This is a genomic window from Microbacterium flavum (assembly GCF_018717645.1).
Classification (GTDB): domain Bacteria; phylum Actinomycetota; class Actinomycetes; order Actinomycetales; family Microbacteriaceae; genus Microbacterium; species Microbacterium flavum.
In genome coordinates, this window is sequence record NZ_JAFLHG010000007.1 from 139,618 (window position 1) to 160,094 (window position 20,477).

Genomic DNA, 20,477 nt, shown 5'->3' on the forward strand with positions numbered 1-20,477 from the left:
GGGGGCGTGAACGAGAGCAGCACAGGGCCCGCGGCCGTCCACGCAGTGCGCGGCCGCGCACACCCGGGAGGGTGGAGCGGCGCCGTACGGCGGGCGGGGGCGGAGGCGCTCTCGGTCGTCTTCCCCGTCTGGTGCGCGGGATGCGACGCGCCCGACACCGCCCTGTGCGACCAGTGCCGGCCCGCGCTGATCCCCACGCCGATCGCGCGGGTCGCGGGGGAGGTGCCGGTGCACGCCGGACTCGTCTTCGAGGGGGTGGCCGCGCGCGTCGTCCGCGCGGCCAAGGAGGAGGGGCGCACCGGCCTCCTCCGCGCCCTCGCCCCCGCGCTGGAGTGCGCCGTCGCGGCATCGCTCGCCGCGGCCACGGCAGGGCCGGTGGTCCTCGTCCCCGTCCCCACATCGCCGGCCGCGATGCGACGACGGGGATTCCGGGTGGTGGAGCTGATCGCGCGTCGCGCCGGGCTCCCGGTGCGGCGCCTGCTCGTCGTCAGCACGGCCGCGGGTGACCAGCGCCGCCTCGGCCGGGATGACCGGGCGCGCAACGTCGCCGGCAGCATGCGCGTCCGCGGTTCCCGCGGTGCGGAGGGCGTGCGGGTGATCCTGCTCGACGACGTCGTCACCACCGGCGCGACCCTCCGCGAGGCCGCGCGGGCGCTCACCGCGGCCGGAGCCGTCGTCGTCGGCGCAGCGGCGGTGGCATCCACGCCCCGACGCCGGAGGATGCCGGAGCGGGCATTGTCACGGGAACTCGGAGGTGACATCTCCCCGGCACCCCGATAGCGTGGGAGGGACCAAGGCGAACCCAGGTTCTCCCTTGACCGGGAGAACCGGAACAAGGAGGTCAAGGATGGAAACCAGCATCGTCGGCGTGGGTGTGAGCGTGTCGGACAGGTTCCGCACCGTTGCCGAAGAGAAGTCCGTCCGCATCGAGAACATCGCGCCCCGTGCGCAGCGTCTCGATGTCAAGGTCACCCATCGCGCGTACCACAACGGCAGTCGCGAGGACGAGACCGTCGAGCTCACTGTGACGGGCAAGGGGCCGATCGTCCGCGCGGAGGCAACCGACGGCGACAAGTTCGTCGCCCTCGATCTCGCGGTCGACAAGCTCGCCGAGCAGCTCCGGCGCGCGAAGGACAAGCGCGTCGACGCCCGCAACCACCCGCGGGGAGCGAAGCTCGACAAGGGCAGCGGCTCGCTCTCGGGGATCGACCTGCAGCCGGCCTCGGTCGACATCCTGCGCGCGGTCGCGACCGGCGAGGTGCCCGTCATCGGCGAAGGGGAGGCCGAAGACGAGTACACCCCGGTCGTCATCCGCACCAAGAACTTCGACGCCGAATGGATGACGGTCGAAGAGGCCGTCGACCGGATGGAGCTCGTCGGTCACGACTTCTTCCTCTTCATCGACGCGCGCTCCGACCACCCGAGCGTCGTCTACCGCCGTAAGGGCTGGGATTACGGCGTCATCTCACTGACCGCGAGCGCGCCGCCCGCGCAGGAGGAGCTCGCCTCCTGACCTGCGGCCGCGCGAGCGTCAACGCAGAGGGGCCGGATGCCGAGGCATCCGGCCCCTCGTCGCGGGGCCATGTCGTCCGCGGCCGCCCGTGCCGCCGGCGACGTCGGAGGAGCTGAACGGAATCGGGCTCGGCGCGGAGGCCTCAGATGCGCAGAGCGTCGATCACCTTCGCGCGGACAGCGGCGAGGGCGGGCAGGAACCCCGCGACCGCCCCGATGCCGACGGCCGCCGCGAGGGCGATCAGCGCTGCCCGCAACGGGAACGGGGGGACATCCTGCAGGGTCGGCAGCACATCGAGAGAGAAGAGGATCCGCAGCACGATGATCGCCAGAGCGATGCCGGCGATGCCGGCGACCGCTGTGGCGACGACGTTCTCGAACAGGACCGTGGTGAAGATCCGCGCACTCGTCGCGCCGAAACTGCGCCGCACCCCGATCTCGCGGATGCGCTGGCGCATCGCGACGAGCTGGATGTTCACGAGGCCGAGACCGCCGAGCAGGAGCACGAGTCCCGCGATCAGCCCCGTGGTGAGCTCGAAGATCTGTGCGCTCTGCTGTGTCTCCGGGCGGGTCGCCCAGTCGGAGCGTGCGACGCTCACCTGGACGTCGGCGCCGGCGGCCGCGCGCAGCTGCGCGGCGAGCTCTGGACCGATGGCATCCACCCGGTCGGGTCCGACCCACAGCTCCCAGTTCAGCGAGTCACCGGGGGCGAGGCCCTCGGTGCGGTCGAGATAGGTGTCGGGGAGGAGCGTGATCGCCTTCTCGGTGTCGCCCTGCCACTGCGCCGGTGTGACCCCGACGATCCGGTACGTCCCCGCGAGCGGGCCGAGGAGCTCGACCGTGGGATGACCCCCGAGGGAGGGGGCGCCGAGCGCCTGCCACAGCGGCTGGGACAGCACGATCGGCGGAGCGAGCCACGCAGCGTCGCCGGGCTCGAACCAGCGCCCGGCGAACAGCGCCGTCCGGTGAATGAGGGCGTAGTCCGGGTCGCCGAGGCGCACCATGACCGGCCGCACGTAGTCGGCGGTCTGGATGTCCGCCGTCGAGGTGAGGTCCGCTCGTCGGGTCACGTGCGCGAGGTCGAACCGCGCCGCGGCGGCCGTCACCGCGGCATCCATCGCCGACCAGTCCAAGGGGGCGCCGTCCGTCCGGACCGCGGACACCGCGATCGTCGCCTCACGACCGCCGTACCGGTCCGACTGCTCGACCTGGCTCTGACGCATGTAGTCGCCCAGAGCGAGGACGGCGGCGATCGCGGCGACCGAGACCGCGATGCCGATGAGGCTCAGCAGCACCCGCAGCTTATGGTGACGCAGCTCCGCCCACGCCTCGCTGAGCGCGCCGACGAAGCCGCTCACTCCGGCGCCTCCGCCCGTGCGTGCGCGGCAGCGGTGACGGCGCCCAGCGCGGTCGCGCGGGATGCCGCGTCGAGGTCCACCTCGGTGAGCACGCCCGCCTCCAGCCGATAATGGCGACGCGCCCGCGCGGCGACATGGAGGTCGTGGGTGATCGTGACGAGCGCGGCCTCCGTCTCCGACGCGACCTCGTCGAGGAGGCTCATCACCGCCTCACCCGTATCGACATCGAGCGCGCCGGTCGGCTCATCGGCGAGGATCAGCGCGGGGCGCCGAACGAGCGCCCGGGCGATCGCGACGCGCTGCTGCTCGCCGCCGGAGAGCTGCTCGGGCGGCGACTCGAGGCGGTGGCTCAGTCCGACCCGGTCGAGCATCTCCTCGGCGAGGCGTCGGCGCCGCCAGAACTGGCGCCCGGTGGCGTAGCCGAGCGGCATCGCGACGTTGTCGGTCGCCGAGCGCCCGGGCAGGAGGTTGAACTGCTGGAAGACGAAGCCCACCTCCCGCCCGCGCAGGCGGTCGAGGGTACCGCGGCGCATGCGCCGCCCGGACTCCTGCACGATCGGGTGCCCCCGGAAGGCGACCGAGCCGCTGGAGGGGAGGTCCAGCATCCCGAGGATGTTCAGGAGCGTGGATTTGCCCGATCCGCTGCGCCCGACGATCGCGACGTGGTCGCCGCTGCCGACCTCGAGGTCGACACCGCGCAGGATGTCCAGGCGCGTGTCGTCGGGGAGGCGGACGTGCTTCGTGACGCCGTGCAGCTCGACGAGGCTCACCAGCTCATCCCGGGCGATTCGCAGTAGGTTCCGCCCGCGCCGTCCTCGTAGCAGACCGGTTCGGTGCCCTCGGTCGTGCCGGGCACGAACTGGCGCACGGTCTCACCTTCCTCGAGGCCCCCGGTGATCTCGACGGAGGTCCCGTCGGTGAGTCCGAGCTGCACGCTGCGCTCTTCGGTCGCACCGTCCGCGTCGACCCAGACCGTGCCCGTCCCCGCGCCCCCCGTGACGGCGGTCGTCGGCACGACGAGGACGTCGGTGGCGGTGCCGACCTGGACGGCGAGGCTGGCCTTGAGCCCCGCGAACACCTGCTGATCGCCCGGGACGGCGCAGATCATGCTCGTCGTGCCGTCCTCGGCGACCTGCACGCGCAGGCCCGTGCAGGTGAAGGGTGCAGGCCCGCCCTGGATCGTCACCTGCGCTTCGGTGGGAGCCCCGACCAGGCGGTAGAGCTGCACGGGATCGACCTTCCCGACGACGTGGAAGCGCGCAGGCGTGAGCTTCGCGACCTCCGCGCCGAGGGAGACGGACTGGCCCGCGACGAGTTCGAACGAGGTGAGATCCCCCGCCTCGGGCGCGGTGACGTCGATCCGTCGGTTCGTCTCCACCTGCTTCACCGTGAAGAGGATCTGTCCAGCGGCGACGCTCTGCCCGGCGCCCACGGCGACCTCGGTGATCGTGCCCTCGACCTGGGCGCGTACGGTGATCGCGTCGTCACGCGCGATCGTGCCGTCCACGGTGAGCGCGGAGGTGATGCTCCCGCGTTCCACCGCCACGACCGGCGTGGTCACGCCACCACCCGGGACGAGCGTCGCGGCATCCGTTCGGTCGGGGAAGAAGGCGAGCTTCACGAGCGCGGCCGCGACGGCGGCGCACACGATGAGAAGCAGCAGGGGGAAGATCCAGCGGCGCCAGACGAGCATCGGTTCTCCTCGGGGGTGGGGCGTCTGAGTCGAACCTAGGGGATGCCCCCGGCTCGAGACGTCATCCCCGAGGATGATCGTGGGCTGCGCTCGCCAGCGGAATCGGAAGAAGCGAACGGGGTCGGATAGGGCGCGCCGAGGCATCCGATTCCGTTCCCGATCTCCGATTCGGGGTCGGCGCGGTTCGCGATCTCAGTCGAAGATGCCGTCGAGGATCGAGCCGATGACGAGCCCTCCGAGGATGCCGCTGGCGAGGTCGCCTCCGCCGCCGCGGCGTCCGCCGCCGCCCTGCCCGGGCCCGCCCCAGCCGCCGTCGTTCGGACGGGACGAGTCGATGTCGCGCTGCGCGAGCTGCAACGCCTCGGCGGCCAGCTGGCCGCAGCGCCGCGCGTCGGCGAGGGCCTGCTCGCGGTCGTCCTCGGGGATCGGTGTCGCGGCGAGGGCGCCGAGGTCCACCCGCAGGCGCTCCGCCTCGGCGAGCCGCGTGCGGGCGTCGGCGCCTATCCAGCCGCGATGGCCGGAGATGACGCTGCGCGCGACCCCGAGCTGGCGGTCTGCGTCGTCGATCGCATGGCGCACGTGCGCCTCGGGCGGCACGGGCCGCGCCGCCCGTTCGCGCGCCTTCGCCACGGCGGCATCCAGCGCCCCGTTGGCGGCGCGCAGCCGGGTGAGCTCTGTGAACGGGTCGGGCTTGGCGCCGGCGGGGGTGAGGGAGTTCACTGCCTCTTCGAGGACGGTCATCGCCTCGGCGACGGCGGGAACCGTGCGCAGGTCGCGCGCGGCGGCGATGTCCTCGCGGGAATCGTCGACGATGGCATCGCGCGTCGACTCCGCGCGCAGCGCCTCGACCTCGAAGGCGTCCACGGCGTCGAGGAGCATCGTCGCACGGCGGCCGGCCTCGATCGCCGTCTCGAGCGCCAGGTTCGCCTGCTCGCGCTGGCCGCTCTCGCGCCGGGCCGTGGAGATCTCCGCGCCGTGCACGGCGAAGTCGAGCAGCTGGGCCGCCTCGCGGGGATTGCCCGCGACCTTGTTCATGGCGTCCCGGGCGTAACGCTCGGACAGGCGGGCGACCGCGGACTCGATGCGCGGGATCCGCTCGCGATCGCGGTCCACCTGCGCGCGGATGCCCTCGATGATCTCGGGTGCTCGGCGCGCCCGCTCGACGGGCCCGGCGAGGGCCTGCAGCCGGTCGTCGAGGAGGTCCTGCGCCCAGTCGCACAGCTGGATGATGCGCGCGTTGCGGGTGCGGGCCTCCTCCGGAGTGTCGGGGATCTCGTCGTGGTTGAGCTGGTTGAGCTGGAACGCCTCGCGCAGGTGCGTGCGGACCGCGGTGAGAGCGTCCCGCAGCTCGCGCGTCGCGTCAGCGCCGAGCTCGATCTCGGCGAAGGCGAGCTCGTCGGTCGTCGTGCGCAGCCGCTCGTCGGCGGAGACCAGGGCGGCATCGGCGCGGCGTCCGAGCTCCGCATCCTGTGCGGCGAGCTGCTCGCGTTCCTTCTTCCGTACGCCCCAGAAACCGGCCATGCGTCGATCCTATGCGGCGCCCGAGCGGAGGCGGCGGGCGCGCGGACGGGTGCACAGGCGATTCAAGGTCACAGACGATACGAGGTCACAGGCAGGTAACATGGGCGGTTGTGCTGTGCCTCCCGCGCGCGGCGCCGGGCGGCCGTGGCGTCGCCTGCATCCGACAGATGGAGATCCTCCGTGGCCAACCCTCTCGAGAAACTGCTCCGTGCCGGCGAGGGACGCATCCTCCGCAGGCTCCAGCAGGTCGTGAAGGCGGTGAATGCGCTCGAAGAGGACTACGCGCAGCTCACCGATGAGGAGCTGCGCGGCGAGACCGCCGAACTGCGCGCACGCCACGAGGCGGGGGAGTCGCTCGACAAGCTCATGCCGGAGGCGTTCGCCGCCGTCCGCGAGGCAGCCAAGCGCACCCTCGGCCAGCGTCCGTACGACGTGCAGATCATGGGCGGCGCCGCCCTGCACCTCGGGAACATCGCCGAGATGAAGACCGGTGAGGGCAAGACCCTGACGGCGACCTTCGCCGTCTACCTCAACGCGATCGCCGCGCAGGGCGTCCACGTCATCACGGTCAACGACTTCCTCGCGTCGTACCAGTCCGAGCTCATGGGCCGCGTCTACCGCGCCCTCGGGATGACGACGGGCACCATCATCGCCGGCCAGACCCCCGAGGTGCGCCGCGAGCAGTACAGCGCCGACATCACCTACGGCACGAACAACGAGTTCGGCTTCGACTACCTCCGCGACAACATGGCCTGGCAGAAGCAGGATCTCGTCCAGCGGGGCCACTACTTCGCCATCGTCGACGAGGTTGACTCCATCCTCATCGACGAGGCCCGCACGCCGCTGATCATCTCCGGTCCCTCCTCCGGCGAGGCGAACCGGTGGTTCGTCGAGTTCGCGAAGATCGCCAAGACCCTCGAGGCGGGCGTCGATTACGAGGTCGACGAGAAGAAGCGCACGATCGGCGTCCTCGAGCCCGGCATCGAGAAGGTCGAGGACTACCTCGGCATCGACAACCTGTACGAGTCGGCGAACACCCCGCTCATCTCGTTCCTCAACAACTCGATTAAGGCGCTCGCGCTCTTCAAGCGCGACACCGACTACGTCGTGATGAACGACGAGGTCATGATCGTCGACGAGCACACCGGTCGCATCCTCGTCGGCCGCCGCTACAACGAAGGCATCCACCAGGCCATCGAGGCCAAGGAGGCGGTCCCGGTCAAGGCGGAGAACCAGACCCTCGCCACCGTCACGCTGCAGAACTACTTCCGCCTGTACGACAAGCTCGCCGGCATGACCGGTACCGCCGAGACCGAGGCGGCGGAGTTCATGTCGACCTACAAGCTCGGCGTCGTGCCGATCCCGACGAACAAGCCGATGATCCGCAAGGACCAGTCCGACCTCGTCTACAAGAACGAGCAGGCGAAGTTCGCCCAGGTGGTCGAGGACATCGCCCGTCGCCATGAGGAGGGCCAGCCCGTCCTCGTGGGCACGGTCTCGGTCGAGAAGAGCGAGTACCTGTCCCGCCTGCTCGCCAAGAAGGGCATCAAGCACGAGGTGCTCAATGCGAAGAACCACGCGCGCGAGGCGGAGATCGTCGCGCGCGCGGGGCGTCTGGGCGCCGTCACGGTCGCCACCAACATGGCCGGTCGAGGCACGGACATCATGCTCGGCGGCAATGCCGAGTTCCTCGCGGTGCAGGAGGTCAAGGCGAAGGGGCTCGACCCCGTCGAGACCCCGGACGAGTACGACGCCGCCTGGACCGAGACCTACGCCGCCATGCGCGACGTCGTCGCCCAGGAGGCGACCAAGGTCGTGGAGGCGGGCGGTCTCTACGTGCTCGGCACCGAGCGGCACGAGTCGCGTCGCATCGACAACCAGCTCCGTGGCCGGTCCGGCCGTCAGGGCGACCCCGGCGAGAGCCGCTTCTATCTGTCGCTGACCGACGACCTCATGCGACTGTTCCAGTCCGGGGCCGCCGAGGCGATCCTGGCGCGGACGAACTTCCCCGACGACGTCGCCATCGAGTCGACCATGGTCTCGCGTGCGATCAAGAGCGCGCAGAGCCAGGTCGAGTCGCGCAACGCCGAGATCCGCAAGAACGTCCTCAAGTACGACGACGTCCTGAACCGCCAGCGCGAGGCGATCTACGCCGACCGTCGGCACATGCTCGAGGGCGACGACCTCTCCAGCCGGGTCGACCACTTCATCGAGGACGCCATCGGCGCTGTCATCGACGACCACACCGGCTCCGGCCACACCGAGAGCTGGGACTTCGATGCGCTCTGGACCGAGCTGAAGACCCTCTACCCCGTGAGCGTCACGATCGACGAGGTCGTCGCAGAGAGCGGGAGCAAGGGGCGTGTCACCCCCGCGGTGCTCAAGCGCGAGATCCTCTCCGATGCGAAGATCGCCTATGCCGCGCGCGAGGAGAAGCTCGGGGCGCCGGCCATGCGCGAGCTCGAGCGTCGCGTCGTGCTGCAGGTGCTCGACCGTCGCTGGCGCGACCACCTCTACGAGATGGACTACCTCAAGGACGGCATCGGCCTGCGCGCCATGGCTCAGCGTGATCCGCTGATCGAGTACCAGCGCGAGGGCTACCAGATGTTCCAGGCGATGATGGGGCAGATCAAGGAGGAGTCGGTCGGCTTCCTCTACAACCTCGACGTCGAGGTGCGCCAGCAGGGCGACGGCCAGGTCGCCGGTCAGGTCGACGCGAAGGGCCTGCAGGCGCCCCCGGTGGAGACGCAGAAGCTCCAGTACACGGCGCCCGGCGAGGGCGGCGACGTCGAAGTGCGCAACGACCGCGGCCAGGTGCAGCAGGCGGCGACGAACAAGCTGCGCCAGGCGGCGGATGCCGGGGCGGGCGCGCCCGCGGCATCCGGTTCCGCTCCCACCGCCCCACCGGCGCGAGGCGCGTTCGGCCAGCGGACGGACGGCGAGGCATCCTCGCCGCAGAACCGCGCCGACCGCCGCGCCGCCGGCAAGAAGAAGTAGCCCGCACCCCCGCCGGGGCCGGGCCACCTGGTGGGGATTGGCTCGGAGGGCGCGGAGATATCCTGATCGGATGACTCCGCGCATCCTCGACCAGTCGACCAAGCTCAAGGACGTCCTCTACGAGATCCGTGGGGCCGCCCTGGTCGAGGCCGACCGGCTGGAGGCCGACGGCCATCGCATCCTGAAGCTCAACACGGGCAACCCCGCCATCTTCGGGTTCGAGGCGCCCTACCAGATCGTCCGCGACATGATCGAGGCCGTGCCGCACGCGCACGGGTACAGCGACAGCCGCGGGATCATGTCCGCCCGCCGCGCCGTGGTGTCCCGGTACGAGCAGACGCCGGGCTTCCCGCACGTGGACCCGGATGACGTCTACCTCGGCAACGGGGTGTCCGAGCTCATCACGATGACGATGCAGGCGCTGCTCGACACCGGCGACGAGGTCCTCATCCCGGCTCCGGACTACCCGCTCTGGACGGCGATGACGAGCCTGGCCGGTGGCACTCCCGTCCACTATCTCTGCGACGACACGGGCGGGTGGGAGCCGCAGCTGGACGACATCCGAGCGAAGATCACCGACCGCACGAAGGCGATCGTCGTCATCAACCCCAACAATCCGACGGGCGCCGTCTACTCGCGCGAAGTGCTCCAGGGGATCGTCGAGATCGCCCGCGAGCACGAGCTGCTGCTCCTCTCGGACGAGATCTACGACCGCATCCTCTTCGACGACGCGGTGCACATCCCGCTCGCGACGCTCGCCCCCGACCTCCTGTGCCTCACGTTCAACGGGCTCTCCAAGACCTACCGCGTCGCGGGCTACCGCTCCGGCTGGATGGTGATCACCGGCCCGAAGGCCCACGCGGCGGGCTTCCTCCAGGGCATCCAGCTGCTGGCCTCGACCCGGCTGTGCCCGAATGTCCCCGCCCAGCACGCCGTGCAGGCAGCGCTGTCGGGAGTGCAGTCGATCGACGCGCTGATCGGTCCCTCCGGTCGGCTGCACGAGCAGCGGGATGCCGCGTGGCGCGGGCTCGAGGCGATCCCCGGCGTCTCGTGCCACAAGCCCGCGGGCGCCCTCTACGCGTTCCCCCGTCTGGACCCCGAGGTCCACGACATCCACGACGACGCCAAACTCGTCTACGACTTCCTCGTGGCCGAGCACGTGCTGCTCGTCCAGGGGACCGGATTCAACTGGCCGACCCCCGACCACCTGCGGATCGTCACGCTCCCCGAAGCGCGTGTGCTCAGCGAGGCGATCGAGCGGCTCGGCAACTTCCTGGCGTCCTACCGTCAGTGACGGCGACCGCCGCCGCGGTCGAAGCTCCGATCAGAGAGCTGCGAGCGAGGTGGCCCGCCAGCGACCGTCCCAGCCCTCGAGCCGGATCGCGACCGCGCGCGTGCGCATCGGGCCGGCGGTGATCACGACCCCTTCGACGATCCCGTCCGCCGGGGACGAGCTGCGGGTCGACACGATGCGGTACGCCGGGCGGGCCGGCGTCATCCCTCGCGCGCTGCGTGCCCGGGCGGAGAGGTTCGCGCGGGCGAGGAGGGCGCGGTAGGCGTCCTCGCCCAGCCAGCGTGCGAGCTGGTCGACCTCCCGCACTCCGGCGAGGACCTCCAGCACTCCGATCGTCAGGTTGGCCAGGAGCGGCTCGGGATCGGGGAGGTCGAGGGTGGGGGTCCGCTGCGGCGCGAAGTACTCGGCGACCTCCAGAGCCGACGATGCGCGCGTTCCGCGGCGCGCCGCGGCGGGGGGTGGGGGAGCCATGGCGACCTCCTTCGTTCGGGCCGGGCCGGAGCCGGCGGGACGCCGACGGGACCGAGTACAGCACGCACGCCCGGGGCGTGGGATGAGAATGTCCTCACCTGTGGATAGTCCGCGCGACGGGCTCGCTCCCGTCATAGCCTCACGCCGTGCAGTGGGATCGCTTCTTCGAGGACCTGGAAGACCAGCTCGACTCCGAATGGGAGGCCGAGCGCGCCGCGCTGGACACGGAGGCCGAGCGCCTGCGCCTGTCCCGGGTGACGTTGCGCGAGCGGCTCGTCGCAGTGAGCCGCACGCCCCACGAGGTCTCTGCGCATCTCGTGGACGGGACCGTGCTGGTCGGCCACGTCGCCCGGGTGGGCGCGGACTGGTGCGCGGTGCTCTCCGATGCGAGAAGCGGCATCGCAGGGGCCGCGATGACGAACGGGACGGGCGGGACTCGACGCGCGCGCGGGGCGGACGGGCCGTCGCGTCAGGCATCCGTCGTCCCGCTGGCGGCTCTCGCGGGCATCGGGGCTGAGGCGGATGCCGTCCTCTCCAGCGTCCGCGACGCCGATCCGGGGTCGGCGCTCGGACAGCGCATGGGCCTGGGGTTCGTCCTGCGCGACCTCGTCCGCCGTCGGTCCGCCGTCACCGTGCACCTTGCAGGCGGACGGACCCTGTCCGGCACGATCGACCGTGCCGGCGCCGATCACCTGGATCTCGCCCTCCACGAGCCGGGAGCGCCACGGCGGCAGGGCAACGTCACGGGCTACCGCGTGATCCCCTTCGGCGCCCTCATCCTCGTCCGCCTCGCCGACGCGTCCGACCTCGCCTGAGACGCGGCCGGCTCACGGCCCGGGGCGACCGCCGCCGGCGCCTCGGCCCCACAGCTCGGGGAAGCTCGCGGCGTTCGATTCGCGCCACAGCGCCATCCGACGCGCCTCCTCGGCCTGGTCGTCCAGGTAGCCCTCGACGCTCGCGGATTCGATCCGCCAGCGACCGGGAGAGCCGACCTTCATGCCGCGCAGCCGCGCGTCGAGGACGAGCGCGACCACCTCGTCGACGGAGAGCTGGAGCATCTCCGCGACTTCCGCGGGCGTGAGAAGACGGTCGCCGGTGCTCCCCGGTTCGGGTGTGAGGGATTCGGGCATGAGGCAATTATGGTCCGCGTCGATCGCGATTCCGTGCACGCCGACCGCCTGTGGATAACCCCGGCGCGCGCGGCGTCGGGCGGTCACGATGGGGTCATGAGCGAACACTCCGCCGTGCGTCCCCGCCCCCGGGCGTTCTGGGCCGACATCCGGTTCCTGCTCGGGGTCGTCCTGGTGCTCGTCAGCGTGGCGGGGGTGTGGCTGGTCGTCGCAGCGGCGCGTCAGACGGTGCCGGTCTTCGCCGCCGCGCGGACGATCGTGCCGGGAGATGTCGTGAGCTCGTCCGACCTCCGGGTGGTCGAGGTGGCCCTCGGGCAGCTGGAGGAGTCGTACGCGTCCCCCGCGACGCTCGAACCCGGATCGGTCGCCACACGGACGATCTCCGCGGGGGAGCTCGTCCCGCAGGATGCCGTCGGCGACGCGGAGCGTCTGCGCACGACCCACGTCGTGGTCCACAGCGCGACGGAGATCCCCGCGGCCGTCGGTCCGGGGTCGAGCGTCGAGGTCTGGGCGGCGCCGCAGCTCGAGCGCGGGACCTTCGATGCGCCGCGCATCCTCGTCCCCTCCGCCACCGTCGTCTCGGTGTCGGACGACGAGTCGGTGATGGGCTCGGCGGGCTCCGCGGTGGAACTCGTGATCGAGCGGGCGGATGTCTCCGACACCCTCGCGGCGATCTCCGGCGGCGCGAGCATCTCGATCGTCCCGACCGGGGCGGCCGGGCGGTGAGCGCGCACCAGCCCGCCACGGTGGGAGCCGATCGGACGCCCGTCGCCGTCGTCGCCGTCGACGGCGCGCGCGGCTCGGAGCTCGCCGACCTCCTGCGGGAGGAGGGCGCTCTCGTCGTGGCGGTCGTCTCGGCGGAGGCGCCGGCGCAGGCCGCCGTGGACGCGATGTCCGGCCGAGACGCGGCGGAGGTCCTGGGAGCTCTCGCGCGAGCGGACGTGTTGGTGGTCGATGGCGATCGCGACGCGCTGACGGCGGATCTGGTCGCGATGTGCGACCGGTTCGGGGTGCGGATCGCCGCGCTCTGCGCCGGTCCGGCCGCCCGCCGCGCCGCGGGGGTGTTCGGCGTCGGCGCCCATGCCCCGGATGCCACGGCGCGCGAGCTGCTCTCCGGGGCTCCCGCCACGCTCCCGGCCGCGGCCCGACAGCGGGGGCGGGTCATCGCGGTGTGGGGCCCCGCCGGCGCCCCGGGTCGGACGCGGCTCGCGATCGAACTGGCCTGCGAGCTGTCGCGGGACGGTCGGCGCGTCGGTCTCGTGGATGCCGATGCGCACGCGCCCTCGATCGCCATGGCGACAGGCCTTGCCGACGAGGGGCCGGGGTTCGCGGCCGCGTGTCGACAGGCGGGACGGGACGCCCTCACGACGGCGGAGCTCTCCCGGATCGCGACACCGCTCGGCGAGGTGGACGTGCTCACGGGCATCAACCGCCCCTCCCGCTGGCCCGAGCTCTCGCACGACCGGGTGAGCGCCGCGCTGGAGCGGTGCCGGGACTGGGTGGACGATGTCGTCGTCGATGTCGCGGCTCCGCTGGAGCGGGATGAGGAGATCGTCAGCGATCTCGACGGTCCTCGTCGCAACGCCGCGACGCTCGCGGCCCTCGCCGCCGCGGACCTCGTGGTCGCCGTCGCCTGCGCAGACCCCGTCGGTGTCGCCCGCTTCGTCCGCGCACACGCGGAGCTGCGCGCGGTCGTGGGGGCGACGCCCGTCCGGATCGTCGTGAACAAGACGCGGACGGCGACCCTGGGGATCGACGCACGGGGGCAGGTACGGCGCACCCTCGAGCGGTACACCTCGGCACGGGACATCTGGTTCGTGCCCTGGGATCCCAAGGCGGCCGATGCCGCGACTCTGGCCGCGCGTCCCGTCGCGCACGTCGCGGGTCGGTCCGGTCTCGCCGGCGCGGTGCGGCGCTTCGTGGGCGAGGCGATCGAACCCCCGGCGCCGGCGGACCTGGTCCGCCGGTCGCGGCGCTCGGCGGAGCCGTCGACGCTCCTCCCCAGGCGCGCCCGGCGCGACCCGCGCACGGCATGAGCGGGGCCGCATAGGCTGGGTGCCGTGTCGACGCTCAGCGATCTCGTGTACGCCCAGGGCCGTTCGTCGGAAGCCGACGTGGAGTGGCTCCATCGCCTCGCCGGTGACGGACAGCTGCTCGCCGATCTGGCGTTCGCCGACATCGTGATCTGGGTGCCCACGGCGGACGACTCGTTCATCGCGGTCGCGCACACGCGCCCGTCGGGAGCGGCCACGCTCTTCTACCGCGATATCGTCGGCGACCTCGTCCGTCCGCAGTGGCGCACGCAGGTCCGCGACGCGTTCACGCGGGTCGAGATCGTCGATTCCGCCTCGCCGGACTGGTTCGAGGAGACCCCGACCCGGGTGCGCGCGGTGCCGATCGTGCGTGCGCGCGGCAGAGGCGACGCGTCGCCGTCCATCATCGGGGTCCTCACGCGGCATACGAACCTCGGTGAGGCCCGCACACCGTCACGCCAGCAGATCACCTTCAACGACTGCGCCGACGACCTCTTCGGGATGATCGCCAACGCCGACTTCCCCGACCTGTCCGCCCCCACCTCACCGCGTCGGGGGGCGCCGCGCGCGTCCGACGGGCTCATCCGGATGGACGTCGACGGCATCACGACCTTCGCGAGCCCCAACGCGCTCTCCGCCTTCAACCGGCTCGGATTCGACGATGAGCTGGAGGGGGAGTCGCTCCTGGAGGTCGCGTCCGGCATCCTGCCCAAGGGACGCGATTTCGACGAGTCCCTCCCCATCGTCATGGCCGGCCGTGCGCCGTGGCGCGCCGACATCGAAGGGCGCGGAGTGACCGTCTCGCTGCGGACGATCCCCCTGAAGGACCGCGGTCACCGCATCGGCGCGATCGTCCTCTGCCGCGACGTGACGGAGATCCGTCATCAGGAGCAGGAGCTCATCACGAAGGATGCGACGATCCGCGAGATCCACCATCGCGTGAAGAACAACCTGCAGACCGTGGCGTCGCTCCTGCGCATCCAGGCGCGCCGCACCCACTCCGACGAGGCGAGGGATGCCCTGACCCACGCGATGCGTCGCGTGTCCGCGATCGCGGTCGTCCACGACACGCTCTCGGAGGGTCTCGCGCAGAACGTCGACTTCGACGATGTCTTCGACCGTGTGCTCAAGCTCGTCGTCGAGGTGGCCGCCTCGCCGAACACCCGCGCGCGTACCCTCAAGACCGGCACGTTCGGCACGCTGCCGAGCGCCTACGCGACACCGCTGGCTCTGGCGCTCACCGAACTCGTCACCAATGCGGTCGAGCACGGCCTCGCCGACCGGGAGGGCGAGGTGGAGATCATCGCCGAACGGACGCCGGACACCCTCGATGTCAAGGTGCGCGACACCGGGGTCGGCCTGCCCGAAGGTCAGGTCGGACGTGGTCTGGGCACGCAGATCGTGCGCACGCTGATCCAGGGCGAGCTGAGCGGCTCGATCGACTGGCACACGCTCGTCGGGTCGGGCACCGAGGTCACGATCGAGATCCCGATGCGTTACCTCGAGCGGGCCTGATCGGGATCAGGACGCGCGGCGGGCGCGGGCCGCGCGACGCTTGAGGGCGCGGCGCTCGTCCTCCGAGAGGCCGCCCCACACGCCCGAGTCCTGGCCGGTCTCGAGGGCGTACTGCAGGCAGATCTCGGTGACCGTGCACCGGGCGCACACGGCCTTGGCCCGCTCGATCTGCTCGACGGCCGGACCGGTGTTCCCCACGGGGAAGAACAGTTCGGGGTCGACGGTGAGGCAGGCGGACTTGTCGCGCCAATCCATAGTGGGGTGCTCCTTGATGCGGGAAATACGTGCGGGTGCGGGCAGGACTCGGGTGTCCGATACCCTGGTGGGTGTGCGAGCAAAAACGCTCGCCCCACGTCGCTGTGGGAGCACACTGCGTGATCTATCGTCCCATGCACATACGGATGAATCAAGGGTGAACTGATGATTCCCACGGGGGATCGCTGAGCATCCGCTGCAGAACGCTCCTTCGGCTCCGCTTTCCGCGCCGACGAGGAGACCCCGTGCGCCCCAGTCCCATCGACCGCAGCGCGGCCGTCCTGCTCGCCGTGGAGGCGGCCGCGCTCGCGGCGGTCGCCGGCTGGGAGGTCGTCGCGCTCCTCGGCGGGGACACGGTCGATCCCACGAGTTCGGTGGCGCTCATCGTCCTCACCGTCGTCTTCGCCATCGCGGTCGGCGCCTTCGCCGTCGCGACGGTGCGCGGCAGATCATGGGGTCGCTCGGGAGGGATCGTCACGCAGCTTCTCACCCTGGCCGTCGCCGTGGGCGCGATCACGGGACCGGATCCGGCAGTCGGCTTCGCGGTGGCCCTCGCCGTGCCCGCGGTGATCGGACTCGTGCTGCTCTTCCTGGCGGTGCGCCGCGCGGGCGCCGCGCGCGGCTGATCGCACGGCACGCCCCGCGCGGAGCCGGGGATCGTCCGTCTCAGAGACCGAGCTGCGCGCGGAGGCGCGCGACGTGACCGGTGGCCTTGACGTTGTAGAGCGCGTGGATGAGGGTGCCGTCTTCGTCGATGACGAAGGTCGAGCGGATGACTCCTTCGACCTTCTTGCCGTAGTTCATCTTCTCGCCCCACGCGCCGTACGCCTCGTGGACGGCGCGATCGGGGTCGCTGAGCAGCGGATAGGTCAGCCCGTCGCGCGCGCGGAACTCGGCGTTCTTCGCGGGCTCGTCGCGCGAGATGCCGAGAACGGTGTAGCCCGCAGCCTCGAGCGGGGCCAGGCTGTCTCGGAAGTCGCAGGCCTCGGTCGTGCAGCCCGGCGTCATCGCGGCCGGGTAGAAGAACAGGATGACCTTTCGGCCGCGCAGGCCGTGGAGCGCGACGTCGGCGCCGTCCTGATCGACCAAGGTGAAATCGGGTGCGGGGGTTCCTGGCTGCAGCTGCGTCATGGCAACCAGCCTACGGACCACGGGACGCCCGGTCACGTCGGCGGCGGCTCGGGGCGCGTGATGCCCGACCGGCCGACTCTCAGGCGGCGAAGGTCTGCAGGAGGCGCTGCAGGGAATCGAGTCGTGCCGCTCCGCGATCTCCGAGCCTGCCCTCGGCGACCGCCTCGATCATCGCGCAGTCCGGCGCATCGGGGAGGTGGGTGCACCCGCGGGGGCACTCCTCGGCGACCTCGGCGAGGTCGCTGAACGCCCGGAGGATGTTGGCGGGATCGACGTGGCCGAGCCCGAAGGAGCGGACGCCGGGTGTGTCGATCACCCAGCCGCGGCCGGTCTCGCCGACATAGCGGAGCGAGACCGTCGAGCTCGACGTGTGGCGGCCTCGGCCGGTGACCTCGTTGACGTGGCCGGTGGCGCGCAGCGCGGTGGGGACGAGCGCATTGACGAGCGTGGACTTGCCCACGCCGGAGTGGCCGACGAACACCGTCGAGTGGCCCACGAGATGGCGGCCGATCTCCTCGACCGGCATGTGCCCGTGACCGCTCGTGAACACCTCGAGATCGTCGACGCCCTCGAAATGCCGGAGGAAGGATGCGGGGTCGGCGAGATCTGTCTTGGTGACCACGAGCAGGGGCCGGATGCCGGCGTCCAGTGCCGCGATGAGGTAGCGGTCGACGAGGCGCGGGCGGGGCTCGGGGTCGGCCGCCGCCACGACGATGAGCATCTGATCGGCGTTGGCGACGATGATCCGCTCGACCTGGTCGGTGTCGTCGGCGCTCCGGCGCAGGAGGGAGGTGCGGTCCTCGATCCCGACGATCCGCGCGAGCGTGCCGTCGTCGCCGGAGGCGTCGCCCACGACGCGGGCGCGGTCGCCCGTGACGATCGGCTTCTTGCGCAGCTCCCGGGCGCGTGTCGCGAGAGCGGTGTGCTCCTCGGGGCCGTCCTCATCGATCAGGACGGTGTACCGGCCGCGGTCGACGCCGAGGACGCGCGCGATCCGGGCATCGGCGTGCGCCGGGCGGCGCTTGGTGCGGGGGCGGTTGGCCTTCGGGTTCGGCCGCATGCGGATGTCGGCTTCGTCGAACTCCGGTTCGTCGTCGTCGGTGTCGTCCAGCCAGCTCATGTCACGCCCGCGTCATCCCGGCACCGCGCCCGCATCCCGGCGCCGCTCACGCGGCGGAGGACCCGTTCTCTTCGAGCATCTCGCGCCACAGCTGCGGGAACTCGGGCATCGTCTTGGCCGTCGTCCCGATGTCGTCGATCTCGACGCCCGGGACCCGCAGACCGACGAGCGCGCCGGCGGTCGCGATGCGGTGATCGTGGTGTGCGCGCCAGAGGCCACCGTGCAGGGGAGCGGGGGTGATCCGGATGCCGTCGGCCAGCTCATCGGCCTGTCCGCCGAGGGCACGGAGATTTCCGATGAGCGCGTCGATGCGGTTGGTCTCGTGACCGCGGATGTGGCCGATCCCATGCAGGGTGGTCGGGGCATCCGCGAAGGCGGCGAGGGCGAACAGCGTGGGGGTGAGCTCGCTCGCGGCCGACAGGTCGAGGTCGACTCCGGCGATCCGGCCCGTGCCGGCCACGGTGAGCGCGCCGCCGCGGCGGCTCGTGCGGGCGCCCAGGAGCGACAGGATCTCGGGGAGCAGGGCGCCGGGCTGGGTCGAGGTCGCGGGCCAGGCGGGGATCGTGATGGACCCGCCGGTCAGGAGGGCGGCGCCCAGGAACGGCGCCGCATTGGAGAGGTCGGGCTCGATCGCGGCATCCCGCCCGCGCGGCACGCCCGCCGGGACGACCCACTCGTTCGGGGTGGGGTGCTCGACCTGGATGCCGCGGCGTGCCAGCGTCTCGACGGTCATGTCGATGTGCGGGATGGAGGGCAGGCGTTCGCCGGAGTGGATGAGGTGCAGGCCCACGTCGAAGCGGGGGGCGGCGAGCAGCAGCCCGGAGACGAACTGGCTCGAGCTGCTGGCGTCGATCGTGACCTCGCCGCCTCGGATGTGCCCGCGGCCGCGCACCGTGAAGGGGAGCGACCAGTTGCCGCCGTCGTCGATGTCGGCGCCGATCGTCCGCAGCGCCTTGATCATCTCGCCCATGGGTCGGTGCAGCGCGCTCGCGTGCGCTGTGATGGTCACGTCGCCCTCGGCAAGACCCGCCAGCGGGGCGATGAAGCGCATGACCGTCCCGGCCTGACCGCAGTCGATCGTGACGTCGCCGCGGAACGTGGCGGGCGGGGTGATGCGCAGATCCGTTCCGAAGCGGCCCGTTCCGGGCAGCTCCTCGATCTCCGTGCCCAGCCCGCGGAGGGCGTCGATCATGCGGTCGGAGTCGTCCGAATGCAACGGCGCGGAGAGCGTCGACGGGGAGTCGGCCAGGGCGGCGAGGACGAGTTTGCGGTTCGTCAGCGACTTGGAGCCCGGCATCTCGACGGTGGCCAGCACGGGGCTGTCGCCGAGGGGAGCTGCCCACGGTGAGGAGGAAGGCCCGGAAGAGGCCGAGGGAGAGGGGGAATACCCGGTCACGGTCATCGCGTTCTACCCTAACGAACCCCTCCGACACCACCGAACCCGAGGACCCCCGTTGACAGCGCTGCTCTCACCCGTACAGGACCCCGTCCGCGACGAGGTGCCGGACGTAGACTGGGCCGCGATGGAAGAGCAGGCGGCCACCACACCGCAGACCCCGCAGACGCACGACACCCCGACGGATGAGGATCCGCGCGCCCAGTTCGAGGATCAGGCGCTGCCCTTCATGGATCAGCTGTACGCGGCGGCCATGCGGATGACGCGCAATCCGGCCGATGCCGCGGACCTGGTGCAGGAGACCTTCGTCAAGGCGTTCGCCTCGTGGTCCTCCTTCACGCAGGGCACGAACCTGAAGGCGTGGCTGTACCGCATCCTCACCAACACGTACATCAACACGTACCGGAAGAAGCAGCGCGAGCCCTATCAGGGCACGATCGACGATCTCGAGGACTGGCAGCTCGGCGGCGCCGAATCGACGACGGCGTCGAGCTCGCGGTCGGCGGAGGCCGAGGCCATCGACCACATGCCGGCATCCGTCGTGAAGGACGCTCTGCAGTCGATCCCCGAGGACTTCCGCCTCGCGGTGTACCTCGCCGACGTCGAGGGCTTCGCGTATCAGGAGATCGCGGACATCATGAAAACCCCCATCGGCACGGTCATGAGCCGCCTGCATCGTGGCAGGCGCATGCTGCGCGACCTGTTGGCCGACTATGCGCGCGAGCGCGGCATCGAGGTGCCCGCCGCGACCCCCACGAGGAGTAGGAAATGAGCGACTGCGGCTGCGACAAGGCGAGGAAGGACCTCGAGGAGTACCTGCGGAACGAGATGTGCAAGACGGAGCACTCCGACATCCGTGAACACCTCGAGAACTGCGATGCGTGCCGCGAGGAGGCTCTCGTCGCGACGACCCTGACCGCGGTGGTGGCGCGCGCGTGCAAGGAGTCCGCTCCTGAGCAGCTGCGCGACCAGGTGCTGGCCCGTCTGCGCACGGAGCAGGCCGCCCACCACTGATCGGTCTCGCGCTCCGCGGGCCGAGCGTCCACGACAC

Annotated in this window: 21 protein-coding genes; 11 read left to right on the forward strand and 10 right to left on the reverse strand. The window is 71.4% G+C overall.

Annotated elements, in window-relative coordinates:
• Positions 1-6: 6 nt before the first annotated feature.
• On the forward strand, positions 7-780 hold the full coding sequence (locus J0P97_RS15925; protein WP_282837050.1) for a ComF family protein: 774 nt from the start codon (positions 7-9) through the stop codon (positions 778-780).
• A gap of 67 nt (positions 781-847) precedes the next feature.
• On the forward strand, positions 848-1,513 hold the full coding sequence (gene hpf, locus J0P97_RS09200) for a ribosome hibernation-promoting factor, HPF/YfiA family (RefSeq protein ID WP_215487485.1): 666 nt from the start codon (positions 848-850) through the stop codon (positions 1,511-1,513).
• A 142-nt stretch (positions 1,514-1,655) separates the two neighbouring features.
• Here the strand turns inward: hpf and J0P97_RS09205 are convergent, their stop codons facing one another.
• The 4 genes from J0P97_RS09205 to J0P97_RS09220 all read right to left on the reverse strand — a co-directional run bounded on the left by J0P97_RS09205 (position 1,656) and on the right by J0P97_RS09220 (position 6,084).
• On the reverse strand, positions 1,656-2,870 hold the full coding sequence (locus J0P97_RS09205) for an ABC transporter permease (RefSeq protein WP_215487486.1): 1,215 nt from the start codon (positions 2,868-2,870) through the stop codon (positions 1,656-1,658).
• On the reverse strand, positions 2,867-3,640 hold the full coding sequence (locus J0P97_RS09210) for an ABC transporter ATP-binding protein (RefSeq protein ID WP_215487487.1): 774 nt from the start codon (positions 3,638-3,640) through the stop codon (positions 2,867-2,869). The genes J0P97_RS09205 and J0P97_RS09210 overlap by 4 nt, the downstream gene beginning before the upstream one ends.
• Entirely contained in the window at positions 3,637-4,563 is a 927-nt protein-coding gene (locus J0P97_RS09215; protein WP_215487488.1) for an efflux RND transporter periplasmic adaptor subunit, read from the reverse strand. Before J0P97_RS09215 ends, J0P97_RS09210 begins: the two co-directional genes overlap by 4 nt.
• A gap of 192 nt (positions 4,564-4,755) precedes the next feature.
• Positions 4,756-6,084: a coiled-coil domain-containing protein gene (locus tag J0P97_RS09220; protein WP_215487489.1), complete on the reverse strand. Its 1,329-nt coding sequence runs from the start codon at positions 6,082-6,084 to the stop codon at positions 4,756-4,758.
• A 180-nt stretch (positions 6,085-6,264) separates the two neighbouring features.
• Here J0P97_RS09220 and secA point away from each other — a divergent pair, with 180 nt between their 5' ends.
• Positions 6,265-9,081, forward strand: a complete 2,817-nt coding sequence (gene secA, locus J0P97_RS09225; protein ID WP_215487490.1) for a preprotein translocase subunit SecA — start codon at positions 6,265-6,267, stop codon at positions 9,079-9,081.
• A 70-nt stretch (positions 9,082-9,151) separates the two neighbouring features.
• On the forward strand, positions 9,152-10,375 hold the full coding sequence (locus J0P97_RS09230; protein WP_215487491.1) for a pyridoxal phosphate-dependent aminotransferase: 1,224 nt from the start codon (positions 9,152-9,154) through the stop codon (positions 10,373-10,375).
• 30 nt (positions 10,376-10,405) lie between these two features.
• Here J0P97_RS09230 and J0P97_RS09235 read toward each other — a convergent pair whose 3' ends face one another.
• Entirely contained in the window at positions 10,406-10,846 is a 441-nt protein-coding gene (locus J0P97_RS09235; RefSeq protein ID WP_215487492.1) for an Rv3235 family protein, read from the reverse strand.
• A 146-nt stretch (positions 10,847-10,992) separates the two neighbouring features.
• Between J0P97_RS09235 and J0P97_RS09240 the strand changes: the two genes are divergently transcribed.
• On the forward strand, positions 10,993-11,661 hold the full coding sequence (locus J0P97_RS09240; protein WP_215487493.1) for a hypothetical protein: 669 nt from the start codon (positions 10,993-10,995) through the stop codon (positions 11,659-11,661).
• A gap of 12 nt (positions 11,662-11,673) precedes the next feature.
• On the opposite strand, the gene J0P97_RS09245 is transcribed toward J0P97_RS09240, so the two are convergent.
• Positions 11,674-11,976, reverse strand: coding sequence for a helix-turn-helix domain-containing protein (locus tag J0P97_RS09245; protein ID WP_215487494.1), 303 nt, complete (start codon positions 11,974-11,976; stop codon positions 11,674-11,676).
• A 96-nt stretch (positions 11,977-12,072) separates the two neighbouring features.
• Between J0P97_RS09245 and J0P97_RS09250 the strand changes: the two genes are divergently transcribed.
• The 3 genes from J0P97_RS09250 to J0P97_RS09260 are packed head-to-tail and all read left to right on the forward strand — an operon-like array spanning position 12,073 to position 15,524.
• A complete protein-coding gene (locus tag J0P97_RS09250) occupies positions 12,073-12,702 on the forward strand; it encodes an SAF domain-containing protein (RefSeq protein ID WP_215487495.1) in 630 nt (209 codons plus the stop codon).
• Positions 12,699-14,012 carry a CpaE/TadZ family protein gene (locus J0P97_RS09255; RefSeq protein ID WP_308163531.1) on the forward strand — a complete coding sequence of 438 codons (1,314 nt, stop codon included), beginning with the start codon at positions 12,699-12,701 and terminating at the stop codon, positions 14,010-14,012. Before J0P97_RS09250 ends, J0P97_RS09255 begins: the two co-directional genes overlap by 4 nt.
• A gap of 24 nt (positions 14,013-14,036) precedes the next feature.
• Positions 14,037-15,524, forward strand: coding sequence for a sensor histidine kinase (locus J0P97_RS09260; RefSeq protein ID WP_215487496.1), 1,488 nt, complete (start codon positions 14,037-14,039; stop codon positions 15,522-15,524).
• 6 nt (positions 15,525-15,530) lie between these two features.
• Here J0P97_RS09260 and J0P97_RS09265 read toward each other — a convergent pair whose 3' ends face one another.
• Positions 15,531-15,779, reverse strand: a complete 249-nt coding sequence (locus J0P97_RS09265; protein ID WP_215487497.1) for a WhiB family transcriptional regulator — start codon at positions 15,777-15,779, stop codon at positions 15,531-15,533.
• A gap of 245 nt (positions 15,780-16,024) precedes the next feature.
• On the opposite strand from J0P97_RS09265, the gene J0P97_RS09270 reads away from it, so the two are divergent.
• Positions 16,025-16,405, forward strand: a complete 381-nt coding sequence (locus J0P97_RS09270) for a histidine kinase (protein WP_215487498.1) — start codon at positions 16,025-16,027, stop codon at positions 16,403-16,405.
• A 40-nt stretch (positions 16,406-16,445) separates the two neighbouring features.
• Here the strand turns inward: J0P97_RS09270 and bcp are convergent, their stop codons facing one another.
• The 3 genes from bcp to aroA all read right to left on the reverse strand — a co-directional run bounded on the left by bcp (position 16,446) and on the right by aroA (position 19,432).
• Positions 16,446-16,910 carry a thioredoxin-dependent thiol peroxidase gene (gene bcp / locus J0P97_RS09275; RefSeq protein ID WP_215487499.1) on the reverse strand — a complete coding sequence of 155 codons (465 nt, stop codon included), beginning with the start codon at positions 16,908-16,910 and terminating at the stop codon, positions 16,446-16,448.
• Positions 16,911-16,989: 79 nt separating this feature from the next.
• A complete protein-coding gene (rsgA, locus tag J0P97_RS09280; protein ID WP_215487500.1) occupies positions 16,990-18,030 on the reverse strand; it encodes a ribosome small subunit-dependent GTPase A in 1,041 nt (346 codons plus the stop codon).
• Positions 18,031-18,076: 46 nt separating this feature from the next.
• Entirely contained in the window at positions 18,077-19,432 is a 1,356-nt protein-coding gene (gene aroA / locus J0P97_RS09285) for a 3-phosphoshikimate 1-carboxyvinyltransferase (RefSeq protein ID WP_215487501.1), read from the reverse strand.
• 121 nt (positions 19,433-19,553) lie between these two features.
• Between aroA and J0P97_RS09290 the strand changes: the two genes are divergently transcribed.
• On the forward strand, positions 19,554-20,198 hold the full coding sequence (locus J0P97_RS09290) for a sigma-70 family RNA polymerase sigma factor (RefSeq protein ID WP_215487502.1): 645 nt from the start codon (positions 19,554-19,556) through the stop codon (positions 20,196-20,198).
• Positions 20,195-20,440: a zf-HC2 domain-containing protein gene (locus J0P97_RS09295; protein ID WP_215487503.1), complete on the forward strand. Its 246-nt coding sequence runs from the start codon at positions 20,195-20,197 to the stop codon at positions 20,438-20,440. Before J0P97_RS09290 ends, J0P97_RS09295 begins: the two co-directional genes overlap by 4 nt.
• The last annotated feature ends 37 nt before the right edge of the window (positions 20,441-20,477 follow it).